Genomic DNA, 18,760 nt, shown 5'->3' with positions numbered 1-18,760 from the left:
CGAGCGGTCGGCACTGATAAACGCCATTCCTGACGAAACACGCGGCGAGGCTGCGTTTCTGAGAACGAACAGCGTTTATCGGTGACAGGGGCCAGGGGATACCGCCGCCCCGGCACTCAGAGGGAGTGACGGAGCGGGGATGCGGCGGCGGGACCCGCGGCATCCGCCCACCCGTTCCACCCGCCCACCACGCCGATAAACGCCGATCCGTGCGAGACACGCTGCGAGGCCGCGTTTCTGAGCAGCGACAGCGTTTATCGGCGACGGGGGCAGCGGGAACGCCGCGGCCCCGGCGCTCCGGGGAGCGTCGGGGCCGTGGCATCCGGTGCCGGATCAGGCGGGGGCGAAGGTCTTCGCGTCGATCACGAAGCGGTAGCGCACGTCGCTCTTCAGCACGCGCTCGTAGGCCTCGTTGATCTGATCGGCCGAGATCAGCTCGGTCTCGGGCGCGATGCCCTTCTCGGCGCAGAAGTCGAGCATCTCCTGGGTCTCGCGGATGCCGCCGATCGACGAACCCGCGAAGGAACGACGGTTGGTGAACAGCGTGAAGACCTGGATGGGCAGGGGCTCCGGCGGGGCGCCGACGTTGACCATCGTGCCGTTCAGGGCGAGAAGGCCCAGGTACTGCTTGAGGTCGAGCGGGGCGCTGACGGTGTTGATGATGAGGTCGAAGTGCTTCTTGAGCTTCTCGAAGGTCTCGTCGTCCTTCGTCGCGTAGTAGTGGTCGGCGCCCATCTTCAGGCCGTCGTCCTCCTTGCTCAGCGTCTGCGAGAGCACGGTGACCTCGGCGCCCATGGCGTGGGCGATCTTGACGGCCATGTGACCGAGCCCGCCGAGGCCGACGACGGCGACCTTCTTGCCGGGGCCGGCGTTCCAGTGGTTCAGCGGCGAGTAGGTCGTGATGCCCGCGCACAGCAGCGGAGCGGCCTTCTCGTAGGGGATCGACTCGGGAACGCGCAGCACGAAGTGCTCGTCGACGACGATCTTCTCGCTGTAGCCGCCCTGGGTGATCGTGCCGTCGACGTCCTTCGCGCCGTACGTGCCGATGTTGCCCTTCTCGCAGTACTGCTCCTCGCCCGCGAGGCAGTTCTCGCACTCGCGGCACGAGTTGACCATGCAGCCGACGCCGACGCGGTCGCCGACCTTGTGGCTGGTGACCTCGGAGCCGACCTCGGCGACCGTACCGACGATCTCGTGGCCGACGGTCAGGGGGTAGGGGACGTCGCCCCACTCGCCGCGGATGGTGTGGATGTCGGAGTGGCAGATGCCGGCGTAGGCGATGTCGATCAGGACGTCCTTCGGGCCGACCTCGCGGCGCTCGATGGTCGTGGGTTCGAGGGGTGAGGTCGCGGACGACGCCGCGTAGGCGTTGACGTGCATGGGTCTCCTCAGTGGGGATCGTTGCGGACGGTCAATCTTCTCCCGCCCGCGGGTGAAGAAGGTCGGGGTTGCACGGATGTGCGACGAGGGGGTGGGATGCCGCCACCCCCGCCACCCGGGAACGCCGAAGGCCGTGACGGTCGCGGGGAGGCGGCCGTCACGGCCTTCGGGTTCAGAGGGTCACGCGCGAGAGCGGCGCCGCAGCACCACCGCAGCGGCTCCCAGCAGGAGCAGCAGGAGGGCACCGACGGTCAACCCGGCCACCCCCTCGGTGTTCTGACCGGTGGTCGCCAGGTCGCGACCGTTCGCCGGCGAGGACCCTGCGGCGTTGTTCGCGGAGCCCGCCGGTGACCCGGCGCCGCCTCCGGCATCCGATCCTCCCGATCCGGAGCCCGCTCCCGCGCCCGGAGTGCCCGAGCCACCGCCGGCGCCGGGGTCCGTGACGGCCGCCGTGGGAACGACCGCCGTGGACACGGCACGGCCCTCGGTGAAGCCGGCCGCCGTCGCCGTCACCTGGACGGTGATCTGTCGCCCCTCGTCGGCCGCGGTCAGCGCGTACCCGTCGGCGGTGGCGCCGCCGATGGCGACCCCGTCGCGCATCCACACGAACGTTGTTCCGGCATCGGCCGGGTCGGTCACGGCGGCCGCACGCAGGGTGGAGCCCACGCGGGCCTCCCCCGTCAAAGCGACAGAGGTCACGCCGACGACGCGATCCACGGTCACCGAGTAGGTGCGCGAGGTGCCGTCGGGGGCCGTGACCTGCACGGTACCGACGTTGTCCGCCGCGGCGACGGCTGCCGCACGGGCGGTGGCGGCGCCCGCGGAGGCGCCGGGCTGGGTCACGACGACGCTCGCGTCCTCGTCGACCGCCAGGGCGTGCAGTGTCGGCCACGCCGCGCCGGTCGAGCTGACGGTGTAGTCGAGCGTGTCGGCGGCGAACCCTGCGACCGGCTCGTCGCCCACCGTCAAGCGGGCGAGGTCGGCGATGCCAGCCGGAGCCGGGGCTGCGGCGAAGATCTCGACCTCGGACACGATCATGTGGGTCTGCGACCGGGCGTTCATGACCACGCGGACCTCGTCGGCGGCACCAACGACCGGGACGTCGACCCGGGGCGCACCGCTCGAGGGCGTGGGGACCGGAACCGGGTCGCCCTCGATCCACGAGCCGCCGCTGACCCGACGGTCCACGCGCATCGTCGTGGGCCAGCTCAGCGTGTTGCCGTCACGGTAGAACTGCACCGCGACGTGCGTCAGCGTCTCGCGCTGCTTCAGGACGTAGCTCAGGGTGTCCTGGTCGTTCTTCGTTCCCGACCGCCAGTTCGACCAGCCCTTGTCGGTGGAGCTGCCGTTGATCGTGTTGGCGACGCCGTACTGCGCACTCTCGGTGAAGGTCGCCGACGGCTGGCTCTGCGGGGCCACATTGCGCTCCGACGCCGCGGTGACGATGACCGTCAGTCGCGCGTCGAGCTTCTCTCCGCTCGGTCCCGTCGCGATGCCCGTGACGGTGACGGTTCCCGTCGCGGCGAACGCCGCATCAGTCAGTCCATCCCAGGCCCACTGCACGGGCACCCAGAATCCGGAGCCCGAGGGGCTGAGCTCGGCCTGGACGCTGCCGTCGGCTTGGCTCTTCACCACGTCGAGCGCGCTCCCGGCGGGAACGGTGACGGATGCCGGGCGCGTGGCCGTGTACGGCCCCACCTCGACTGTCGCGGTCGCCTCGAAGGGCGCCCCGAACAGGTCGGTACCGGTCCCGCGCACCTGGACGGTGCCCAGGCGCGAGAAATCCGCGCCGTCCGTCTGCCAGGTCACCGCGGCGCTGCGGAGCGTCCGTCCGGCGTAGCGCAGCGTGACGGTGCCGGGCAGGGTGGGGCTCACGCCCACGGCGGTCGCCGCCGAGACCGGCTCGGCGCCGATGACCGCGGTGCCGGCGATGCGCCACTGCTGGTTCCCCCCGCCGTTGGAGGTCCACAGGCCCACGGACGCACCGGGGGTGGTGCTCGCCCCGTTGACGTCGAGCACGCGTTCGCTCGCTACGTTCAACGGGGAGTAGAAGGTGCCGTCGGTCGTCGACGCCATCCATTGCAACGCCGGATTCGTCGCGGCCGCGGCCGGGTCGGCATCCACCAGGGCGGTGTTGGTGCCGTTCGAGGCGAGGAACTTCCCCGACCCGTTCTGAAGCGTGAAGCGGTGGCGGTTCGTTCCTGCCCCGTCGATCGTGCGCACGGTCCACGACTGGGCGCGAGCCGCGTCGGTGGTCGTCGCGGCGGTGCGCACCGCGAGCGTCGAGGCGCCGTCGAGCGCGAGTCCGCTCTGCAGACCGGAGAGCTGCACGGTCTGTCCGTCGCGGAAGGCCGCCGCGTCGGAGGACACTCCCGACACGCCGTCGATCTCGAACGTCACGACGGATTTGGCGGGGATGGTGAGCGTCGCGGTTCGGGATGCCGCGTCCACCGCGACCGGCTGCCCCTTCACGAGCGCGTTGAGCGTCGGCGCGTCGGCCGTCGACTGGGTCGTGACGATCGGGGTCACGGTCGCCCCGGGCGCGACGGTGCCGAAGTCGCGCAGGTCGATCTGCACGGTGCGGGCCGAGGCCTCGGAGTTGACGTGCACGATCGTCGCGCCCTGGCCGTCTTCGTCGATCGCCGCGGTCGACTGGGCGTTGTCGGTCGCCATGAGGTGGTCGCCGGGCGCGATGTAGTGGGTGAAGTTGCGCACCGTGTTGAACTTCTCGTTCGTCAGCACCTGGCACGAGGGGTCGGCGTCGCCGTCCTTCAGGCGCCGCTCGGACATCCCCTGGGCGTTGCAGTCGAAGTCGATGAAGACGCTGCCCCAGTTGAGCTTCTCGACCTTCTCCATGTTGTACAGGTCTTCGACCGGCTGCCAGAACACCCACGCGTCGGGCTCGAGCTCGCGCAGGTCGCCCACGATGTGCTGGGCCATGCCGAGGCCGTTCTCGATGTCGTCGGTGACGAAGCCCTTGTTCTGGGCGGTCCAGTTGCCCTCGACCTCGCTCATCCACAGCGGCTTGTCCGCGGCCTTGGAGATGTCGCGCACGACCTGCCGGCCGTCGGTGCCGTAGGTGTGGACGTTCAGCTGGTCGACCAGGCTCTTGGACTGAGCCGACCACGCGTTCCAGTTGGTGGCGAAGATGCCGGGGTTGGTCTCGTCCATCGCCGAGATGACGGCGTCGGTGGTGGTGCTCGGCTGCGCGAGGCGGGCCGCGAGCGCCTTGACCATGGCATCCTGCGCCTGGGGCCCGATGTGCGCGCCCTCCTGGCGACCGCCCGTGGGCCAGGTCGCGCCGTTGGGGATCTGGGTCTGCCAGTAGTTCGTGTTCGGCTCGTTGAACGGGTCGATCGTGTCGAAGGTGATGCCGTGCTTCTTCTCGAGCTCGTCGACGACGTTCACGAGGTAGCCGGCGAACTTGTCCATGTCGGCGGGCGCGAGCTGCTCGCTCGTGGCATTGTTGATGCCTCCGGAGGCGTACCCGCTCTGGGTGAGGAAGTACGGCGGGGAGTTGCTGAAGGCCTCCCAGTGGGTGACCTTGCCCTTGAGGGCGTCGAGCCACCAGCGCTGGGCGGAGTCTTTCGAGAAGTCGTACGCGTTCGGGTCGTCGGGATTCCAGGCCGCCTTGTAGCGCGCACGGTCGGCGTAGTTCGAGGTGATCGCGCCGTTGGCGTCCGTCGCCGGGAGATCGGGGTTCCAGAAGCCGGGGACCGCTCCGCCGGGGCGCAGGTACGACGGCACGTCGGATGCGTTGCCGCCGCCGATGTTGTACCGCGCGATATTGAGGTTGAGCCCGTCTTCGCCGAACACGGCGTCGAAGAGCTTCTGTCGGACGTCGGCGGGGTAGTTGCCCGTCGCGTTGGCGAACCAGACGAGGCTCGTCCCCCACCCCTCGAACGGCTTCTCGGAGGCGGTGGCGGGGTTGGGGGTGATGCGCACGGGGGCGGCGGTCGCCGCCTCGGCGGGCGCGGGGGCCACGGCGGCCGTGGCGGTGATCGCCCCGGCGGCGAGGGCCACGGCGCAGGTCATCGACAACAGTCGAGCTGACTTCATCGTCATTCCGATCCGGCCGCAGCGGTGCGACCTCAGGTGGGGATGTTGACGTCAACATGTTGACGTCAACACCGAGCCTAAGGGAGCACTATGGATTGCCGCAACGTTTCCCCAGAATGTGTCGTCTCCGCGCGGCGCACGAGCGGAGCGGCTCGTCAAAGGCACGGCGCAAGCCGGCGCGCACGATCGGTGCGCGCATCCACGACGGTGCGAGCCCGCCCGCGCGGCGCGCGACCCGTGCGCGACTCAGAGGCGCGGCTCAGAGGCGCGGCGCGGAGCTGGCGCGAACCACCAGCGAGGTCGGAACGAGGGTGCGGGCGTGCTCGCCGCCCTCGCCCTCGATGTCGGCGATCAGGGCGCTCATCGCCTCTTCACCGACGCGCTCGAAGCGCTGGCGCACGGTGGTGAGCGGCGGCCAGAAGTTCGCCGCCTCGGGCATGTCGTCGAAGCCCACGACACTGACGTCGCGGGGCACGACGCGACCCGCCTCGTGCAGCGCGCGGATCACCCCGAGGGCCATCTGGTCGTTCGCGGCGAAGACCGCGGTCACGGCCGGATCCTGGGCGAGCGCCTGACCGATCCGGTGGCCGGAGTCGGCGGTCCAGTCACCGATCTGCACCTCGGGCACACGGCATCCGCGGTCCTCGAGCGCCGAGCGCCACGCATCGCGCCGCCGCTCCGCGGCGAACGACTCGGGCGGACCCGACAGGTGCCACACGGTCTCGTGGCCGAGGTCGAGGAGGTGCTCCGTGGCCAGACGCGCCCCCTGGGCCTGGTCGTTGTCGACGACGGCGTAGGGGTAGTCGGCACTCGAGTCCACGACGACGACCGGGAGCCCCGTCGGCAGAGAGAGCTCGTTCTCGCCGAGTCGATGCGTCTCGATGAGGATGACGATCCCGTCGACCGCGTGCTCGTGAAGGCGCAGGAACGCGCCCGACACGTCGGACTGAGAGGCCGACTGCACGGTGATGAGGGTGATGGAGTATCCGGATGCCGCGGCCACCGACGCGAGCGCGTCGAGGGTGCGCGTGTTGCCGTAGGAGCTCAGCGAGAACATGATGACGCCGATGCTGCGGAAGCGCCCCGACCGCAGAGCCCGAGCGGCACTGTTCGGGCGATACCCCAGGGTGGACATCGCGTCGAGCACCCGCTGTCGAGTGTCGGGGTCGACGTTCGTGCGACCATTGGCGACGCGCGAGACGGTCTGTCCCGACACCCCCGCGGCCGCAGCCACGTCGGCCATCGACACCTCGCGTCGACGCTCGCGCGTCGGAATCGCGGTCGACGTCGTCGTCGTCTCGCTCATGCATGCCCCCTTGGGATGTTGACGTTGACACACTAGCGGGGTCGAGTTATGTTTACGTCAACATCTCGGCCAACCCGACCGAAATGCGCACCAACGAAGAGGCACCGGACGATGACGACCACTGCGGCACCCCCGCCCGCCCTGCGCACCCCCCAGCGCAAGCGGCGCTCCCGAATCGAAGACCGCGGCTGGCTGTTCGTCGCCCCGTTCGCCCTCGTCTTTGCCCTCGTGTTCCTGGCGCCGCTGGCGTACTCGGTCTACCTGAGCCTGTTCCGCGACCAGCTCATCGGCGGCAACGCCTTCGTCGGTCTCGACAACTACATCGCGGCCTTCGGCGACGCGAAGTTCTGGGACGGCTTCGGGCGCGTCCTGATCTTCCTCGTCGTGCAGGTGCCGATCATGCTGCTGCTGGCCCTCGGCGCCGCCCTCGCGATCGACAGCGCACGGCTTCACGCGGCCGGTTTCTACCGCATGGTGATCTTCCTCCCCTACGCGGTGCCCGCCGTCGTGGCCGTGCTGATGTGGGGCTACATCTACGGCGACCAGTTCGGCCTGACGCGCAACCTCAACGACCTGTTGGGCGGACAGTTCGTGCAGCCCTTCCTGCCCGAATGGATGCTGCTGTCGATCGGCAACATCGTCACGTGGCAGTTCGTCGGCTACAACATGCTGATCTTCTACTCCTCGTTGAAGACCATCCCCAACGAGCTGTACGAAGCGGCATCCATCGACGGAGCGGGCGCCTGGCGCACGATCTTCTCGATCAAGATCCCGGCCGTGCGCGGCGCGGTCGTCATCGCGACCATCTTCTCGATCATCGGCAGCTTCCAGCTCTTCAACGAGCCGAACATCCTCAAGCCGCTCGCACCCAACGTGATCTCGACGTTCTTCACGCCGAACATGTACGCGTACAACCTCTCGTTCGCCGGCCAGCAGTACAACTACGCGGCCACGATCGCCATCATCATGGGCGTCATCACCGCCGTCATCGCTTACGTCGTGCAGCTGCGCGGCTCCCGTCAGGAGGCGCGATGACCACCGCGACCGCACCCCGTACCGACACCGTCGCCGTGACCACCGAGCGACAGGGCGCCCGCCGCCGCTTCGCGCGCACCTCGCCCACGCACAGCAAGAAATCGGTCGTCCTCACCATCGTGATGGCGCTGTACCTGCTGTACACGCTCGTGCCCCTCGCGTGGCTGGTCATCAACGCCACCAAGACCCAGCCCGACCTGTTCAGCACCTTCGGCCTCGGGCCGGGCAACAGCTTCGCGCTGTTCGACAACATCGCGCAGACCCTGACCTACCGCGACGGGATCTTCCTGCGCTGGCTCGGCAACACGCTGCTCTACGTCGTCGTCGGCGCCGGCGGGGCGACGCTCCTCGCAACGCTCGCGGGCTACGGCCTGGCGAAGTACAACTTCCGCGGCCGCAAGGCGGTGTTCGCCGTGGTGCTCGGTGCGATCGCCGTCCCCGGTACCGCCCTCGCCGTGCCGACCTTCCTGCTGTTCAGCCAGCTCGGGATCACGAACACCCCCTGGGCGATCATCATCCCGTCGCTCATCAGCCCGTTCGGCCTCTACCTGATCTGGGTCTACGCGACCGACGCCATCCCCACCGAGCTGCTCGAGGCCGCCCGCATGGACGGGGCCGGAGAATTCCGCACCTTCTTCACCATCTCGATCCGCCTGCTCACGCCCGGCATCGTCACGGTGCTGCTGTTCGCGGTGGTGGCGACCTGGAACAACTACTTCCTCCCGCTGATCATGCTGAGCGACCCCGCGTGGTACCCGCTCACCGTCGGCCTCAACCAGTGGAACGCGCAGGCGACCGGTGTCGCCGCGCAGCCCATCTACAACCTCGTGATCACCGGATCGCTGCTCTCGATCATCCCGATCGTCGCCGCGTTCCTGCTGCTCCAGCGCTTCTGGCAGTCGGGTCTGACCGCCGGCAGCGTCAAGGAGTGATCCACCCGAGCTCCCCCTGACCGGGGCATCGCCCCGGAAACCCGCAACACCGCACCACCGGAGCGTCCTGCCCCGGAAACCACAACACCCCGGGGCTCCCGCCCCGACTCCACAACAACGAAGTGAAGGAACCGATGACATTCATGCGCAAGAGCACCGCCGCTCGGCGGGCCGTCTTCGCCGTCGCCGCCACCGCCCTGACGGTGGGCGCCCTGACCGCGTGCTCGGGCGGTAACGCCGGCGGCGCCGCCGGCGGATCGGCCGACGACATCGAGAAGGCCCTCGAGGCCGGTGGCGAGATCACGTACTGGTCCTGGACCCCCTCGGCCGAGGCCCAGGTCAAGGCCTTCGAGGCGAAGTACCCCAAGGTCAAGGTCAACTACGTCAACGCCGGCACCAACACCGAGGAGTACACCAAGCTCCAGAACGCCATCAAGGCGGGCTCGGGTGCCCCCGACGTCGTCCAGATCGAGTACTACGCCTTCCCGCAGTTCGCCCTCTCGGACTCGCTGCTCGACCTGTCGTCGTACGGGTTCGCCGATCTCAAGGGCGACTACGCGACCGGCCCCTGGGGCTCCGTCAACTTCGACGGCAAGCTCTACGGCCTGCCGCAGGACTCGGGCCCCATGGCCCTGTTCTACAACAAGTCGGTCTTCGACCAGTTCGGCATCGCCGTCCCGACCACGTGGGACGAGTACGTCGCCGCGGCCGAGAAGCTGCACGCCGCCGACCCGACCAAGTACATCACCGCCGACACCGGCGACTCCGGCTTCACCACCAGCATGATCTGGCAGGCCGGCGGCACCCCGTTCAAGACCTCGGGCACCGACGTCACCATCGACCTGCAGGACAGCGGGTCGAAGAAGTTCGCCGACAACTGGAACCGTCTTATCGAGGGCGGCCTGCTCTCGGACACCCCCAGCTGGAGCGACGAGTGGTTCAAGGGCCTCGGTGACGGCTCGATCGCCTCGCTCGTCATCGGCGCCTGGATGCCCGGCGTGCTGGAGTCCTCGGTGAAGGACGGCTCGGGCAAGTGGGCCGTGGCCCCCATCCCCACCTACGACGGCAAGGCCGTGACGGCCGAGAACGGCGGCGGTGGCCAGGCCGTGACCAAGCAGAGCAAGAACCCCGCCCTCGCGGCAGGCTTCCTCAAGTGGCTCAACAACGATGACGAGAGCCTGAAGATCTTCGCCGAGTCGGGTGGATTCCCCTCCACCACCGCTCAGCTGAGCGACCCCGCCTTCGTCGACAAGAAGTCGGACTACTTCGGCGGCCAGCAGATCAACCAGGTCCTCACGCAGGCCTCGAGCGAGGTCCGCGAGGGCTGGAGCTACCTGCCGTTCCAGGTGTACGCCAACAGCATCTACGGCGACACCGTGGGCCAGGCCTACTCGAAGAAGAGCGACCTCAACGCGGGCCTGACCGCGTGGCAGGACCAGCTCGTCCAGTACGGCAACGACCAGGGCTTCTCGGTCAACAAGTAAGAAGTTCCCGGGGCGGGTCGCGTGCACGCATGCGGCCCGCCCCTTCCATTCCCTCGCCAGGAGAGACCCGAATGACCTCCCCCACCCGCATCGTCGTCGACCGCACCGCGGTCGGAGCCGCCGTCCCCCGCCGCTTGTTCGGCTCGTTCGTCGAGCACATGGGCCGTTGCGTGTACGACGGCATCCACTCCCCCGGCCACGACACCGCGAACCCCGAGGGTTTCCGCGCCGACGTGCTCGAGCTCGTCCGCGAGCTGGGCGCCACCGTCGTGCGCTATCCCGGCGGCAACTTCGTGTCGGGCTACCGCTGGGAGGACGGCGTGGGCGCTCGCTCGCAGCGTCCGGTCCGGCTGGATGCCGCCTGGCACAGCACCGAGACCAATCAGGTGGGTCTGCACGAGTTCGCCGAATGGGCGGATGCCGCGGGCCTCGAGGTCATGGAGGCCGTGAACCTCGGCACGCGCGGCGTCGCCGAGGCGGCCGACCTGCTCGAGTACGCGAACCACCCCTCGGGCACCGCCCTGAGCGATCGCCGGCGCGAGAACGGCCGGGAAGACCCCTTCGGCATCCGCCTGTGGTGCCTGGGCAACGAGATGGACGGTCCCTGGCAGATCGGCCACAAGACCGCCGACGAGTACGGTCGCCTCTCGGCCGAAACGGCGCGCATGATGCGCTTCATCGACCCGACGGTCGAGCTCGTGGCCGCGGGCAGCTCGAACCACGAGATGCCGACCTTCGGCGCGTGGGAGCGCACGGTGCTCCGTCACACCGCAGGCCTCATCGACCACATCTCCGTGCACGCGTACTACGAGGAGGACCCCGCCGACCCCGCGAGCTTCCTCGCCAGCGGCGCGGCCCTCGATCGCTACATCGGCGAGGTCGCCGACATCATCGACGAGGTCGGGGCGACAACCCCTGACGGGCGTCCGGTCGGCATCAGCGTCGACGAGTGGAACGTCTGGAACCAGACGCGGTGGAACGAGGTCGACAAGCCGCGCGTCTTCACGGGCGACTGGCCCATCGCACCGCGCCTGATCGAGGACGACTACACCGTCACCGACGCGGTCGTCGTCGGATCTCTCCTCATCACTCTCATCCGCCGCTCCGACCGCGTGTCGATGGCCAACCTCGCCCAGCTGGTGAACGTCATCGCCCCCATCCGCACCGAGCCCGGTGGCGGGGTCGCCTGGCGCCAGACCACCTTCCATCCCTTCGCCCTCACCGCGAAGGCGGCATCCGGTCGCGTCGTCGTCCCCCACGTCGAGGGTGCCACGATCGACACCGCTCGCCACGGGCGCGTCGACGCCGTCGACACGGTCGCGACCGTGGACGGCGACACCGTCTCGGTGTTCCTCGCCCACCGCGACCTCGAGTCGGCGACCCCGGTCGAGCTGGATCTCGGCCGCGTCTCCGACGTCGAGGCCGTGATCGTCACCGTCCCCGAGGGCGGAGACCGACACACCACCAACTCCGCCGACGGCGAGCCCGTCGCACCGGCTGCCCTCGCGGTCGAGGCCGGCTCCGACGGCATCCTGCGCTTCACCCTCCCCGCCCTCGCCTGGGTGCGCCTGACCGCGCGCCTCAACGACTGATACCGAAAGACACCGTGACGACTTTCTCCATCGGCGAGACCGACTTCCTGCTCGACGGGAAGCCCCACCAGGTCATCTCCGGCACCCTGCACTACTTCCGCATCCACCCTGAGCACTGGGCCGACCGCATCCGGACGGCGAAGGCGATGGGCCTCAACACCATCGAGACCTACGTCGCATGGAACGCGCACGAGCCGGTGCGCGGTGAGTGGGATGCCACGGGCTGGAACGACCTGGGCCGCTTCCTCGACCTCATCGCCGCCGAGGGCCTGCACGCGATCGTGCGACCCGGCCCCTACATCTGTGCGGAGTGGCACAACGGCGGACTGCCCGTGTGGCTGACCTCGACGCCGGGCATCGGCATCCGTCGCTCAGAACCCCAGTTCGTCGAGGCGGTGTCGGGGTACCTCCGCCGCGTGTACGAGATCGTGGCCCCGCGCCAGATCGACCGCGGCGGCAACGTCGTGCTCGTGCAGATCGAGAACGAGTACGGCGCCTACGGCTCCGACAAGACCTACCTGCGCGAGCTCGTCCGCGTGACCGAGGCGGCCGGCATCACGGTGCCGCTGACCACCGTCGACCAGCCGATGCCGTGGATGCTCGAGGCCGGCAGCCTTCCCGGGCTGCACCTCACCGGCTCGTTCGGTTCGCGCTCCGAGGAACGGCTCGCCACCCTCCGCGAGCACCAGCCCACCGGACCGCTGATGTGCAGCGAGTTCTGGGACGGCTGGTTCGACTGGTGGGGCAGCATCCACCACACGACCGACCCCGCGGCATCCGCCCACGACCTCGACGTGCTGCTCGCCGCCGGGGCCTCGGTGAACATCTACATGGTGCACGGCGGCACGAACTTCGGCACGACGAACGGGGCGAACGACAAGGGCCGCTACGACCCCATCGTCACCTCGTACGACTACGACGCCCCGATCGACGAGTCGGGACACCCCACAGCGAAGTTCCACGCGTTCCGCGAGGTCATCGCCAAGTACGCGCCCGTCCCCGAGCAGGTCCCCGGCCCCCGGCCCGACGCCCCCGCCCTTGAGGTCGCCCTCTCGGGCGAGGGCGATTGGATGCCGCCCCTCAACGCGGCCGCCATCGCCGACGACCCGCCGAGCTTCGAGCAGATCGCCCACCTCGGTCCCCTCGTCCGCTATGACGTCGACCTCCCCGCGTTCGCCGGGCCCGCGGCCCTCGTCTTCGACGAGATCCGCGACCTCGCGTGGGTGCACGTGGACGGGACCCCGGTGGGTCGACTGTCGCGGGCTCTGCACGAGCGCGCACTCACGATCCCCGCGGGCGCACGGCTCACCGTCCTCGTCGAGGACCAGGGCCGGGTGAACTACGCCGACCGCCTCGGCGAGGCGAAGGGGCTCGTCGGCTCCGTGACGCTCAACGGCGAGGCGCTCACCGGGTGGACCGCGACCCCGGTCGCCCTCGAGACCGCCGCGGGAAGCGGCACGGGCACTGTTGGACGCGCTCTGCTGCGCGGGTCGTTCGAGCTCCACGCCCCCGTCGACCTGTTCCTCGACACCACCTCGTGGGGCAAGGGATACGCCTTCGTCAACGGCTTCTTCCTCGGCCGCTACTGGAACAACGTCCCTCAGAACACGCTGTACGTGCCCGGCCCCGCGATGCGCGCGGGGGCGAACGAGATCGTCGTCCTCGAGCTGGAGCACGCCGTCGAGCCGGTCGCGCGCTTCGTCGCGGAGCCGTCGCTCGGTCAGCTCGAGGAGTAACGCGTCACGAGAACAGGCGCGTGCGCCGAGAACAGGCCGGTCCCGCGCGGATCGGCCTGTTCTTGTGGCATCCCCTGTTCTGGTGACGCCGCGCGCCCGCCCGCCCGCCCGCGCGCCGCACCCCGCTCTCCCCGCGCGTGAGGCGCCAAGATGTGTCGCTTGGCGGCACCCGTGGGCGACACTTCTTGGCGCCTCACGCGAAAGAAGAGGGAGCAGGATGGGGGGCATGACGATGGCCACGTGGCTCCGCTCGCTCCCCTCCCTCACCGGCGCCCCACCGACCCCGGATGCCGAGCCCCTTCCCGACCAGCCGGAGGAGCTCTTCGAGCGGTGGATCCGGCAGGCCGTCGACGCCGGCGTGGCCGAGGCGCACGGTGCCACGCTCTCGACGGTCGATGCCCACGGCGTCCCGGACGCCCGCACGCTGATCCTCAAAGACCTCGGGCCCGACGGGTGGGCTTTCGCCGGGCCACGGGCCTCCGCGAAAGCGGCGCAGCTGGCCGCACATCCCGCCGCGGCGCTGACCTTCTGGTGGCCGGCGGTGCTGCGCAGCGTTCGCGTGCGCGGGCGCGTGGTGGAGGCCTCGGCCGAGGAGTCGGTGGCGGATCTCGCCGCGCGCTCGGCCGCCGCCCGCGACGGCACCGGCCCGGGCGAGTGGGTGCTGTGGCGCCTGGTCGCCGACCGCGTGGAGTTCTGGCAGGGCTCCCCCGACCGCAGGCACCTGCGCACGATCTACCGCCGCACCGACGACGGCTGGCAGCTGACCGACCCCGAGAGCGAGACCCGATGAGCGACTACGAGATCACCGAGATCGGCGGGCTCGACGCCTGGCGCGACCACTTCGGCGGCTTCGTCCCCGCCCGCTCGCGCGACGGGCGCCGCGTGGTCGACCACGAGCTGACGATGCAGTTCATCGGCATGACCGCGAACGCCCTCGCCCCCGGCGAGGAGGCCGGATACTGGCACACGCACACCCGCGTCGAGGAGCTGTACGTGTTCCTCGAGGGGCGCGGTCAGATGGGCCTCGACGATGACGTGGTCGACGTCGGCCCCGGCAGCGTCGTGCGGGTCGGGCAGAACGTGTGGCGCACGTGGCGCGCGGTCCCGGACAGCGACCGCGAACTGCGCTGGCTCTGCATCCGCGCGGGCGGCGAGGCCCTCCCCCACATCCCCGACGACAGCTCGCGCGACCCCGAGCGTCCGATGCCCTGGGGCGACGGCGCCTGAAACGAGACCCGCTTCAGGTACGCGATCGCGCGTGGTGTCGCTTCACGCGGTTGCGATTGCCGCACCCCGCGGCGGTGCACCAGATGCGGTTGTGACGCGGAGAAGTGTCGAGATACACCCAGCCGCACGCCTCATCGCCGCAGCGGCGCGCGCTCCGAAGGTCGCTGGTCAGGAGGTCATGGGCAAGGAAAGCGATCGCCGTGCGCGGACCGGTCGGATCGGCGGGCGGATGCCAGCGCCACCGGCCGTCGTCGCGCTCGAGGCTCGAGCGACTCAGGGCTTCGATGTGCTCGCGGGCGATGAGGGCCGCGGCATCCGGAGAGTCTTCGAAAACGGCCTCGTAGACGGCTTCTCGCAGCGCGATGATCGCGGCGTGCTCCGCCGCAGCCACGTCGGGTGCGGTGGAAGCGACGGCGCCGCGGTCGATGAGGTCGATCTCGGCGCACCAGTCGAGGACGGCGTCGAAGTCGGCCAGCGTGTCGATGGCGCGGGTGTCGTCGAGTCGCCAGTGCACCGTGTCGACGAGGTCGAAGGCGGGATGGCCGCCGACACGGGGATACGTCGTCGTGCCCATACCGCACATTTTAATGGCTGAGAAAGCATTGACGCGTTACAGTCTGGACGTCAGTCTGTAACGCGTGAATCACGTTACGCCCATTAGAAAGGAACTTGGCCGCGATTTCCGCCGGTTCTGGTTGGCGCAGACGACCTCGGCCGTGGGCAGCCAGGTCGGAGACCTCGCCGTCCCGCTCCTCGCCGTCGTCGTCCTGCATGCGACGGCGGTGGAGGCCGGGCTCGTGGGCGTCGCGCGCTGGCTCCCGTTCCTGCTGCTCGCTCTTCCTCTCGGCGTCTTCGTCGACCGGCAGCGGCGGCGCCCCGTCCTCGTCATCGCCGATCTCGCGCGCGCCGCCCTCCTCATCGCTCTCGTCGTCGTCGCTGTAACGGGCGCCCTCACCCTCCCCGCGCTCCTGGGGCTCATCTTCGTGATCGGATCCTTCACCGTCGCCTTCGAGGTGGCCTACCAGTCCTTCCTCCCCGCCGTCGTGGCACGGGACGAGCTCGAGAGGGCGAACGGGCGGCTCCAGGCCACGGCCTCGGCGGCTCAGGTCGGGGGACCCGGGCTCGGCGGGTGGCTCGTGCAGACCCTCACCGCACCCTGGGCGCTCCTGGCCCAAGCCGTCACCTATGTCGTCTCAGCCGCCGCGCTGCTCGGCATCCGCTCATCGGAGCACGGCCCGATCCGTGAGCGGCGCGGCGCTCTCGCACAGCTGCGAGAGGGACTTCGTTACGTCCGTGGAGACCGCTACCTCGTCTCGCTCGTGGGTTTTTCAGCGATCTACAACCTCTTCGCGCAGTGGATCACCGTGTTGCTGCTCGTGTACGCCGTGCGCGAGCTCGGCCTCACGGCGGGCCACCTCGGCCTCATCTTCAGCCTCGGCGCGGTGGGAGCAGTGATCGGCGCCACCGCCGCCCCGGCGAGTGCGCGGCGCTTCGGCGTCGGACCCGTGCTCGTCGCCTGCGCGGGCGCGGAGAGCCTCGTGCTCGCGGCCATCCCCTTCGTGGATGCCATGTGGTCGACACCCGTGATCGTCGCCGCGCTCGTCGCGGTCTTCGTCATCAACGGCGCCGGCACCTCCCTCTCGAGCGTCGTCGCCCTCACACTTCGGCAGTTGCGTACACCCGATGAGCTGCTCGGGCGGGTGAACGCGACCGTTCGATGGATCTCGTACGGCGTCGTCGCGATCGGTGCAGGCCTCGGCGGTCTCGCTGGCGAGGCGCTGGGGGCCCGGGCCGGTATCGCCGTGGGGTGTGTCGGAGTGGCACTCACCGTCGTTTGGGTGGCGGCCTCGCCGTTGCGCACGGTGCGCGACGCCGCGAGTCTCGCTCTGCGCTGACCCACGGCGTCGCGTCACTCCGACGCGAGTACGGGCTCCGAGGCATCCGGAACCTTCGCTTTGAGCGAGGGACTGGTGAAGCGCGTCCGGCCGATGACGACGGCGGCGGCGACCATGAGCACGGCTCCCAGCACGTACGGCGCGGCGTGGGCGACATGGGCGTAGAGCAGGCCCGCCACCAGCGGGGCGACCGTTCCGACCGCGGCGTTGAGGGATTGCGCGGCCCCGGCGATCCAGCCCTGCTCGTCGTCTCCGACGGCATTGGAGAGCAGACCGTCCATGGTCGCCTGAGCCGCACCCTGGCCCGCCGCGAGCGTCAGGGCGCCGACGATGAACAGCCACGGCTGGGCGAGCAGCGACGCCACCCCGGCGAGGGCGACCAGCCCGACCGCCTGGGTGACGATGCCGCTGACCACGACGCCCCGCTCGCCGATGCGCGGCAGCAGGAAGCCGAGCAGCACGCCCTGGATCGCGATGTCGATGATGCCGACGCACGCGGTGAGCAGGCCGATCGCGGTGGGGGTCCACGAGATCGCGTCGAGCGCGAGCACGCTGAAGTTGTTGACGAAGAAGCCGAACGGCAGCCCCACGAGGATCAGGCCGATCATGAGCCCGCGCAGCTCGGGCCGGCGGAACACCCCGCGGAACACCGCGAACGGGTGCACCGCCCGCAGGTCGAGCGAGGTGATGCGCTTGCTGGGCGCGAGGCTCTCGGGCAGCAGGAAGATGCTGAGGATCGCGACCGTCAGCGCGAGGCCGGCGGTGACGAAGACGGGCAGATCGACGTCGATCGCGGCGAGGGTGCCGCCGAGGGCGGGGCCGACCATCGTGCCGATACCCGCGGTCGCGCCGAGCACGCCGAAGCGACGCGCGCGCTTGTCGGGCGGGGTGATGTCGGCGAGGTAGGCGAAGAGGGCGGGGAGGTCGCCGGCGGTGACGCCCTGCACGATGCGGCCGAGCAGCAGCACCCAGATCGCCCCGCCGACGCCGAAGAGCAGGAACCCGAGGGCGGCGCCGAACCCGGCGACGATGATCACCGGTCGGCGACCGAAGCGGTCGGAGATGCGGCCGAGGAAGGGGGCGACGAGGAACGCGCAGAGCGCATTGACCGTCTCGAGGATGCCGACCCAGACGGCCAGATCGGCCGGGTTCGACACGTAGCGGAGCACGACGAAGGGCAGGACGGGGAGCACGACGGTCATGCCGGCGGTGGTCAGCGTCGTGATGACGACGAGCATGACCCAGGCGCGGCGGCCCGACTGAGGAGAGAGCGAAAGTGAAGTCACGCCGTAACTGTACTCGTACCAGTTTTGTTGTCAACACGATTTCAGAGTCGTCCCGGTATTGTGGGGCTATGAGCGAGACGATCGGCCGCCGCGAGCGCAAGAAAGCGGCAACCCGCAAGGCCATCTCGGACGCGGCGACGATCCTGTTCGTGGAGCGCGGCTTCGACGAGGTCAGCATCCGCGAGGTCGCCGAGGCCGCCGACGTGTCACCGACGACGGTGTTCGCGCACTTCCCGCAGAAGGAAGCTCTCGTCTTCGACGAGGACGACGCCCAGCGCGACCTGCTCGTCGGCGCGGTGCGCGACCGCACCCCGGGAACCTCGGTGTCGCAGGCACTGAGAGACCTCTATCGCCGCGAGCTCTTCGGCCTGGCCTTCGACCCGACCGGCGACAACCGCCGGCGGTTCATGGCACTCATCTCCGACACCCCCGCGCTTCGCGAGTACGCCGCGCGCATGTGGGTCCGTCACGAAGACGCCCTCGCCCAGGCGATCGCCGAGACCACGGGGCGTGAGACACCGGATGCCCCGGTGCGCGTGTACGCGCGGATGGTCCTGCAACTGCAGATCCTCGCCTTCGAGAACGACGACTCCGAGGCCACGATCGAGGCGGGCTTCCGCATCCTCGACGAGGGCTGGCACGAGGAGCGCTGACGCCCGGCACGCGGCCGGTTTGGGGCGCGTACTTCCGTTTGGGGCAGAACATTCACGCCCCAAGCTGCAGATCTCGCCCCAGACGCAAGACATCGACCGGCACGTGAGGTCGCGGCGTTTGGGGCGAATTCCGGCGTTCGGGGCGGGAATGTCACGCCCCGAACGGACGATCGCG

14 protein-coding genes are annotated in these 18,760 nt (G+C 69.7%); 9 read left to right on the top strand and 5 right to left on the bottom strand.

What is annotated here, in order from left to right:
* Positions 1 to 333: 333 nt before the first annotated feature.
* From QBE02_RS12615 to QBE02_RS12605, 3 genes are all read right to left on the bottom strand, one after another.
* A complete protein-coding gene (locus tag QBE02_RS12615; RefSeq protein ID WP_279366019.1) occupies positions 334 to 1,380 on the bottom strand; it encodes an NAD(P)-dependent alcohol dehydrogenase in 1,047 nt (348 codons plus the stop codon).
* A 180-nt stretch (positions 1,381 to 1,560) separates the two neighbouring features.
* Positions 1,561 to 5,439, bottom strand: coding sequence for a glycoside hydrolase (locus QBE02_RS12610; protein WP_279366018.1), 3,879 nt, complete (start codon positions 5,437 to 5,439; stop codon positions 1,561 to 1,563).
* 259 nt (positions 5,440 to 5,698) lie between these two features.
* The gene (locus QBE02_RS12605; protein ID WP_056224350.1) at positions 5,699 to 6,745 is read right to left on the bottom strand and encodes a LacI family DNA-binding transcriptional regulator; all 1,047 of its coding nucleotides are present in this window, start codon (positions 6,743 to 6,745) and stop codon (positions 5,699 to 5,701) included.
* Positions 6,746 to 6,856: 111 nt separating this feature from the next.
* Here QBE02_RS12605 and QBE02_RS12600 point away from each other — a divergent pair, with 111 nt between their 5' ends.
* From QBE02_RS12600 to QBE02_RS12570, 7 genes are all read left to right on the top strand, one after another.
* Entirely contained in the window at positions 6,857 to 7,780 is a 924-nt protein-coding gene (locus QBE02_RS12600; RefSeq protein WP_056224355.1) for a carbohydrate ABC transporter permease, read from the top strand.
* Positions 7,777 to 8,712, top strand: a complete 936-nt coding sequence (locus QBE02_RS12595; protein ID WP_371129311.1) for a carbohydrate ABC transporter permease — start codon at positions 7,777 to 7,779, stop codon at positions 8,710 to 8,712. The genes QBE02_RS12600 and QBE02_RS12595 overlap by 4 nt, the downstream gene beginning before the upstream one ends.
* Before the next feature lie 143 nt (positions 8,713 to 8,855).
* Positions 8,856 to 10,196, top strand: coding sequence for an ABC transporter substrate-binding protein (locus tag QBE02_RS12590; protein WP_056228009.1), 1,341 nt, complete (start codon positions 8,856 to 8,858; stop codon positions 10,194 to 10,196).
* A 71-nt stretch (positions 10,197 to 10,267) separates the two neighbouring features.
* On the top strand, positions 10,268 to 11,788 hold the full coding sequence (locus QBE02_RS12585; protein WP_279366015.1) for an alpha-N-arabinofuranosidase: 1,521 nt from the start codon (positions 10,268 to 10,270) through the stop codon (positions 11,786 to 11,788).
* A gap of 14 nt (positions 11,789 to 11,802) precedes the next feature.
* The gene (locus QBE02_RS12580) at positions 11,803 to 13,524 is read left to right on the top strand and encodes a glycoside hydrolase family 35 protein (RefSeq protein ID WP_279366012.1); all 1,722 of its coding nucleotides are present in this window, start codon (positions 11,803 to 11,805) and stop codon (positions 13,522 to 13,524) included.
* A gap of 226 nt (positions 13,525 to 13,750) precedes the next feature.
* Positions 13,751 to 14,314, top strand: coding sequence for a pyridoxamine 5'-phosphate oxidase family protein (locus tag QBE02_RS12575; RefSeq protein ID WP_347710263.1), 564 nt, complete (start codon positions 13,751 to 13,753; stop codon positions 14,312 to 14,314).
* Positions 14,311 to 14,751: a cupin domain-containing protein gene (locus QBE02_RS12570; protein WP_279366010.1), complete on the top strand. Its 441-nt coding sequence runs from the start codon at positions 14,311 to 14,313 to the stop codon at positions 14,749 to 14,751. The genes QBE02_RS12575 and QBE02_RS12570 overlap by 4 nt, the downstream gene beginning before the upstream one ends.
* A gap of 13 nt (positions 14,752 to 14,764) precedes the next feature.
* Here QBE02_RS12570 and QBE02_RS12565 read toward each other — a convergent pair whose 3' ends face one another.
* Complete coding sequence (locus QBE02_RS12565; protein ID WP_279366009.1) at positions 14,765 to 15,325, bottom strand: CGNR zinc finger domain-containing protein; 561 nt, start codon at positions 15,323 to 15,325, stop codon at positions 14,765 to 14,767.
* A gap of 64 nt (positions 15,326 to 15,389) precedes the next feature.
* Between QBE02_RS12565 and QBE02_RS12560 the strand changes: the two genes are divergently transcribed.
* The gene (locus QBE02_RS12560; protein ID WP_279366008.1) at positions 15,390 to 16,646 is read left to right on the top strand and encodes an MFS transporter; all 1,257 of its coding nucleotides are present in this window, start codon (positions 15,390 to 15,392) and stop codon (positions 16,644 to 16,646) included.
* Between the two features lie 14 nt (positions 16,647 to 16,660).
* Here QBE02_RS12560 and QBE02_RS12555 read toward each other — a convergent pair whose 3' ends face one another.
* On the bottom strand, positions 16,661 to 17,932 hold the full coding sequence (locus tag QBE02_RS12555; RefSeq protein ID WP_279366007.1) for an MFS transporter: 1,272 nt from the start codon (positions 17,930 to 17,932) through the stop codon (positions 16,661 to 16,663).
* Positions 17,933 to 18,000: 68 nt separating this feature from the next.
* On the opposite strand from QBE02_RS12555, the gene QBE02_RS12550 reads away from it, so the two are divergent.
* Positions 18,001 to 18,585, top strand: a complete 585-nt coding sequence (locus QBE02_RS12550) for a TetR/AcrR family transcriptional regulator (protein WP_279366006.1) — start codon at positions 18,001 to 18,003, stop codon at positions 18,583 to 18,585.
* The last annotated feature ends 175 nt before the right edge of the window (positions 18,586 to 18,760 follow it).

It is taken from the genome of Microbacterium testaceum, assembly GCF_029761935.1.
GTDB lineage: Bacteria > Actinomycetota > Actinomycetes > Actinomycetales > Microbacteriaceae > Microbacterium > Microbacterium testaceum_A.
The sequence above is the reverse complement of the archived record's forward strand: the minus strand, read 5'-3'. Positions and strand labels throughout refer to the sequence as shown.

Coding starts and splice junctions, on each gene's coding strand:
- QBE02_RS12615 (WP_279366019.1), bottom strand. CDS start 1,380: ATGCACGTCAACGCCTACGCGGCGTCGTCCGCGACCTCACCCCTCGAA.
- QBE02_RS12610 (WP_279366018.1), bottom strand. CDS start 5,439: ATGAAGTCAGCTCGACTGTTGTCGATGACCTGCGCCGTGGCCCTCGCC.
- QBE02_RS12605 (WP_056224350.1), bottom strand. CDS start 6,745: ATGAGCGAGACGACGACGACGTCGACCGCGATTCCGACGCGCGAGCGT.
- QBE02_RS12600 (WP_056224355.1), top strand. CDS start 6,857: ATGACGACCACTGCGGCACCCCCGCCCGCCCTGCGCACCCCCCAGCGC.
- QBE02_RS12595 (WP_371129311.1), top strand. CDS start 7,777: ATGACCACCGCGACCGCACCCCGTACCGACACCGTCGCCGTGACCACC.
- QBE02_RS12590 (WP_056228009.1), top strand. CDS start 8,856: ATGCGCAAGAGCACCGCCGCTCGGCGGGCCGTCTTCGCCGTCGCCGCC.
- QBE02_RS12585 (WP_279366015.1), top strand. CDS start 10,268: ATGACCTCCCCCACCCGCATCGTCGTCGACCGCACCGCGGTCGGAGCC.
- QBE02_RS12575 (WP_347710263.1), top strand. CDS start 13,751: ATGACGATGGCCACGTGGCTCCGCTCGCTCCCCTCCCTCACCGGCGCC.
- QBE02_RS12570 (WP_279366010.1), top strand. CDS start 14,311: ATGAGCGACTACGAGATCACCGAGATCGGCGGGCTCGACGCCTGGCGC.
- QBE02_RS12565 (WP_279366009.1), bottom strand. CDS start 15,325: ATGGGCACGACGACGTATCCCCGTGTCGGCGGCCATCCCGCCTTCGAC.
- QBE02_RS12550 (WP_279366006.1), top strand. CDS start 18,001: ATGAGCGAGACGATCGGCCGCCGCGAGCGCAAGAAAGCGGCAACCCGC.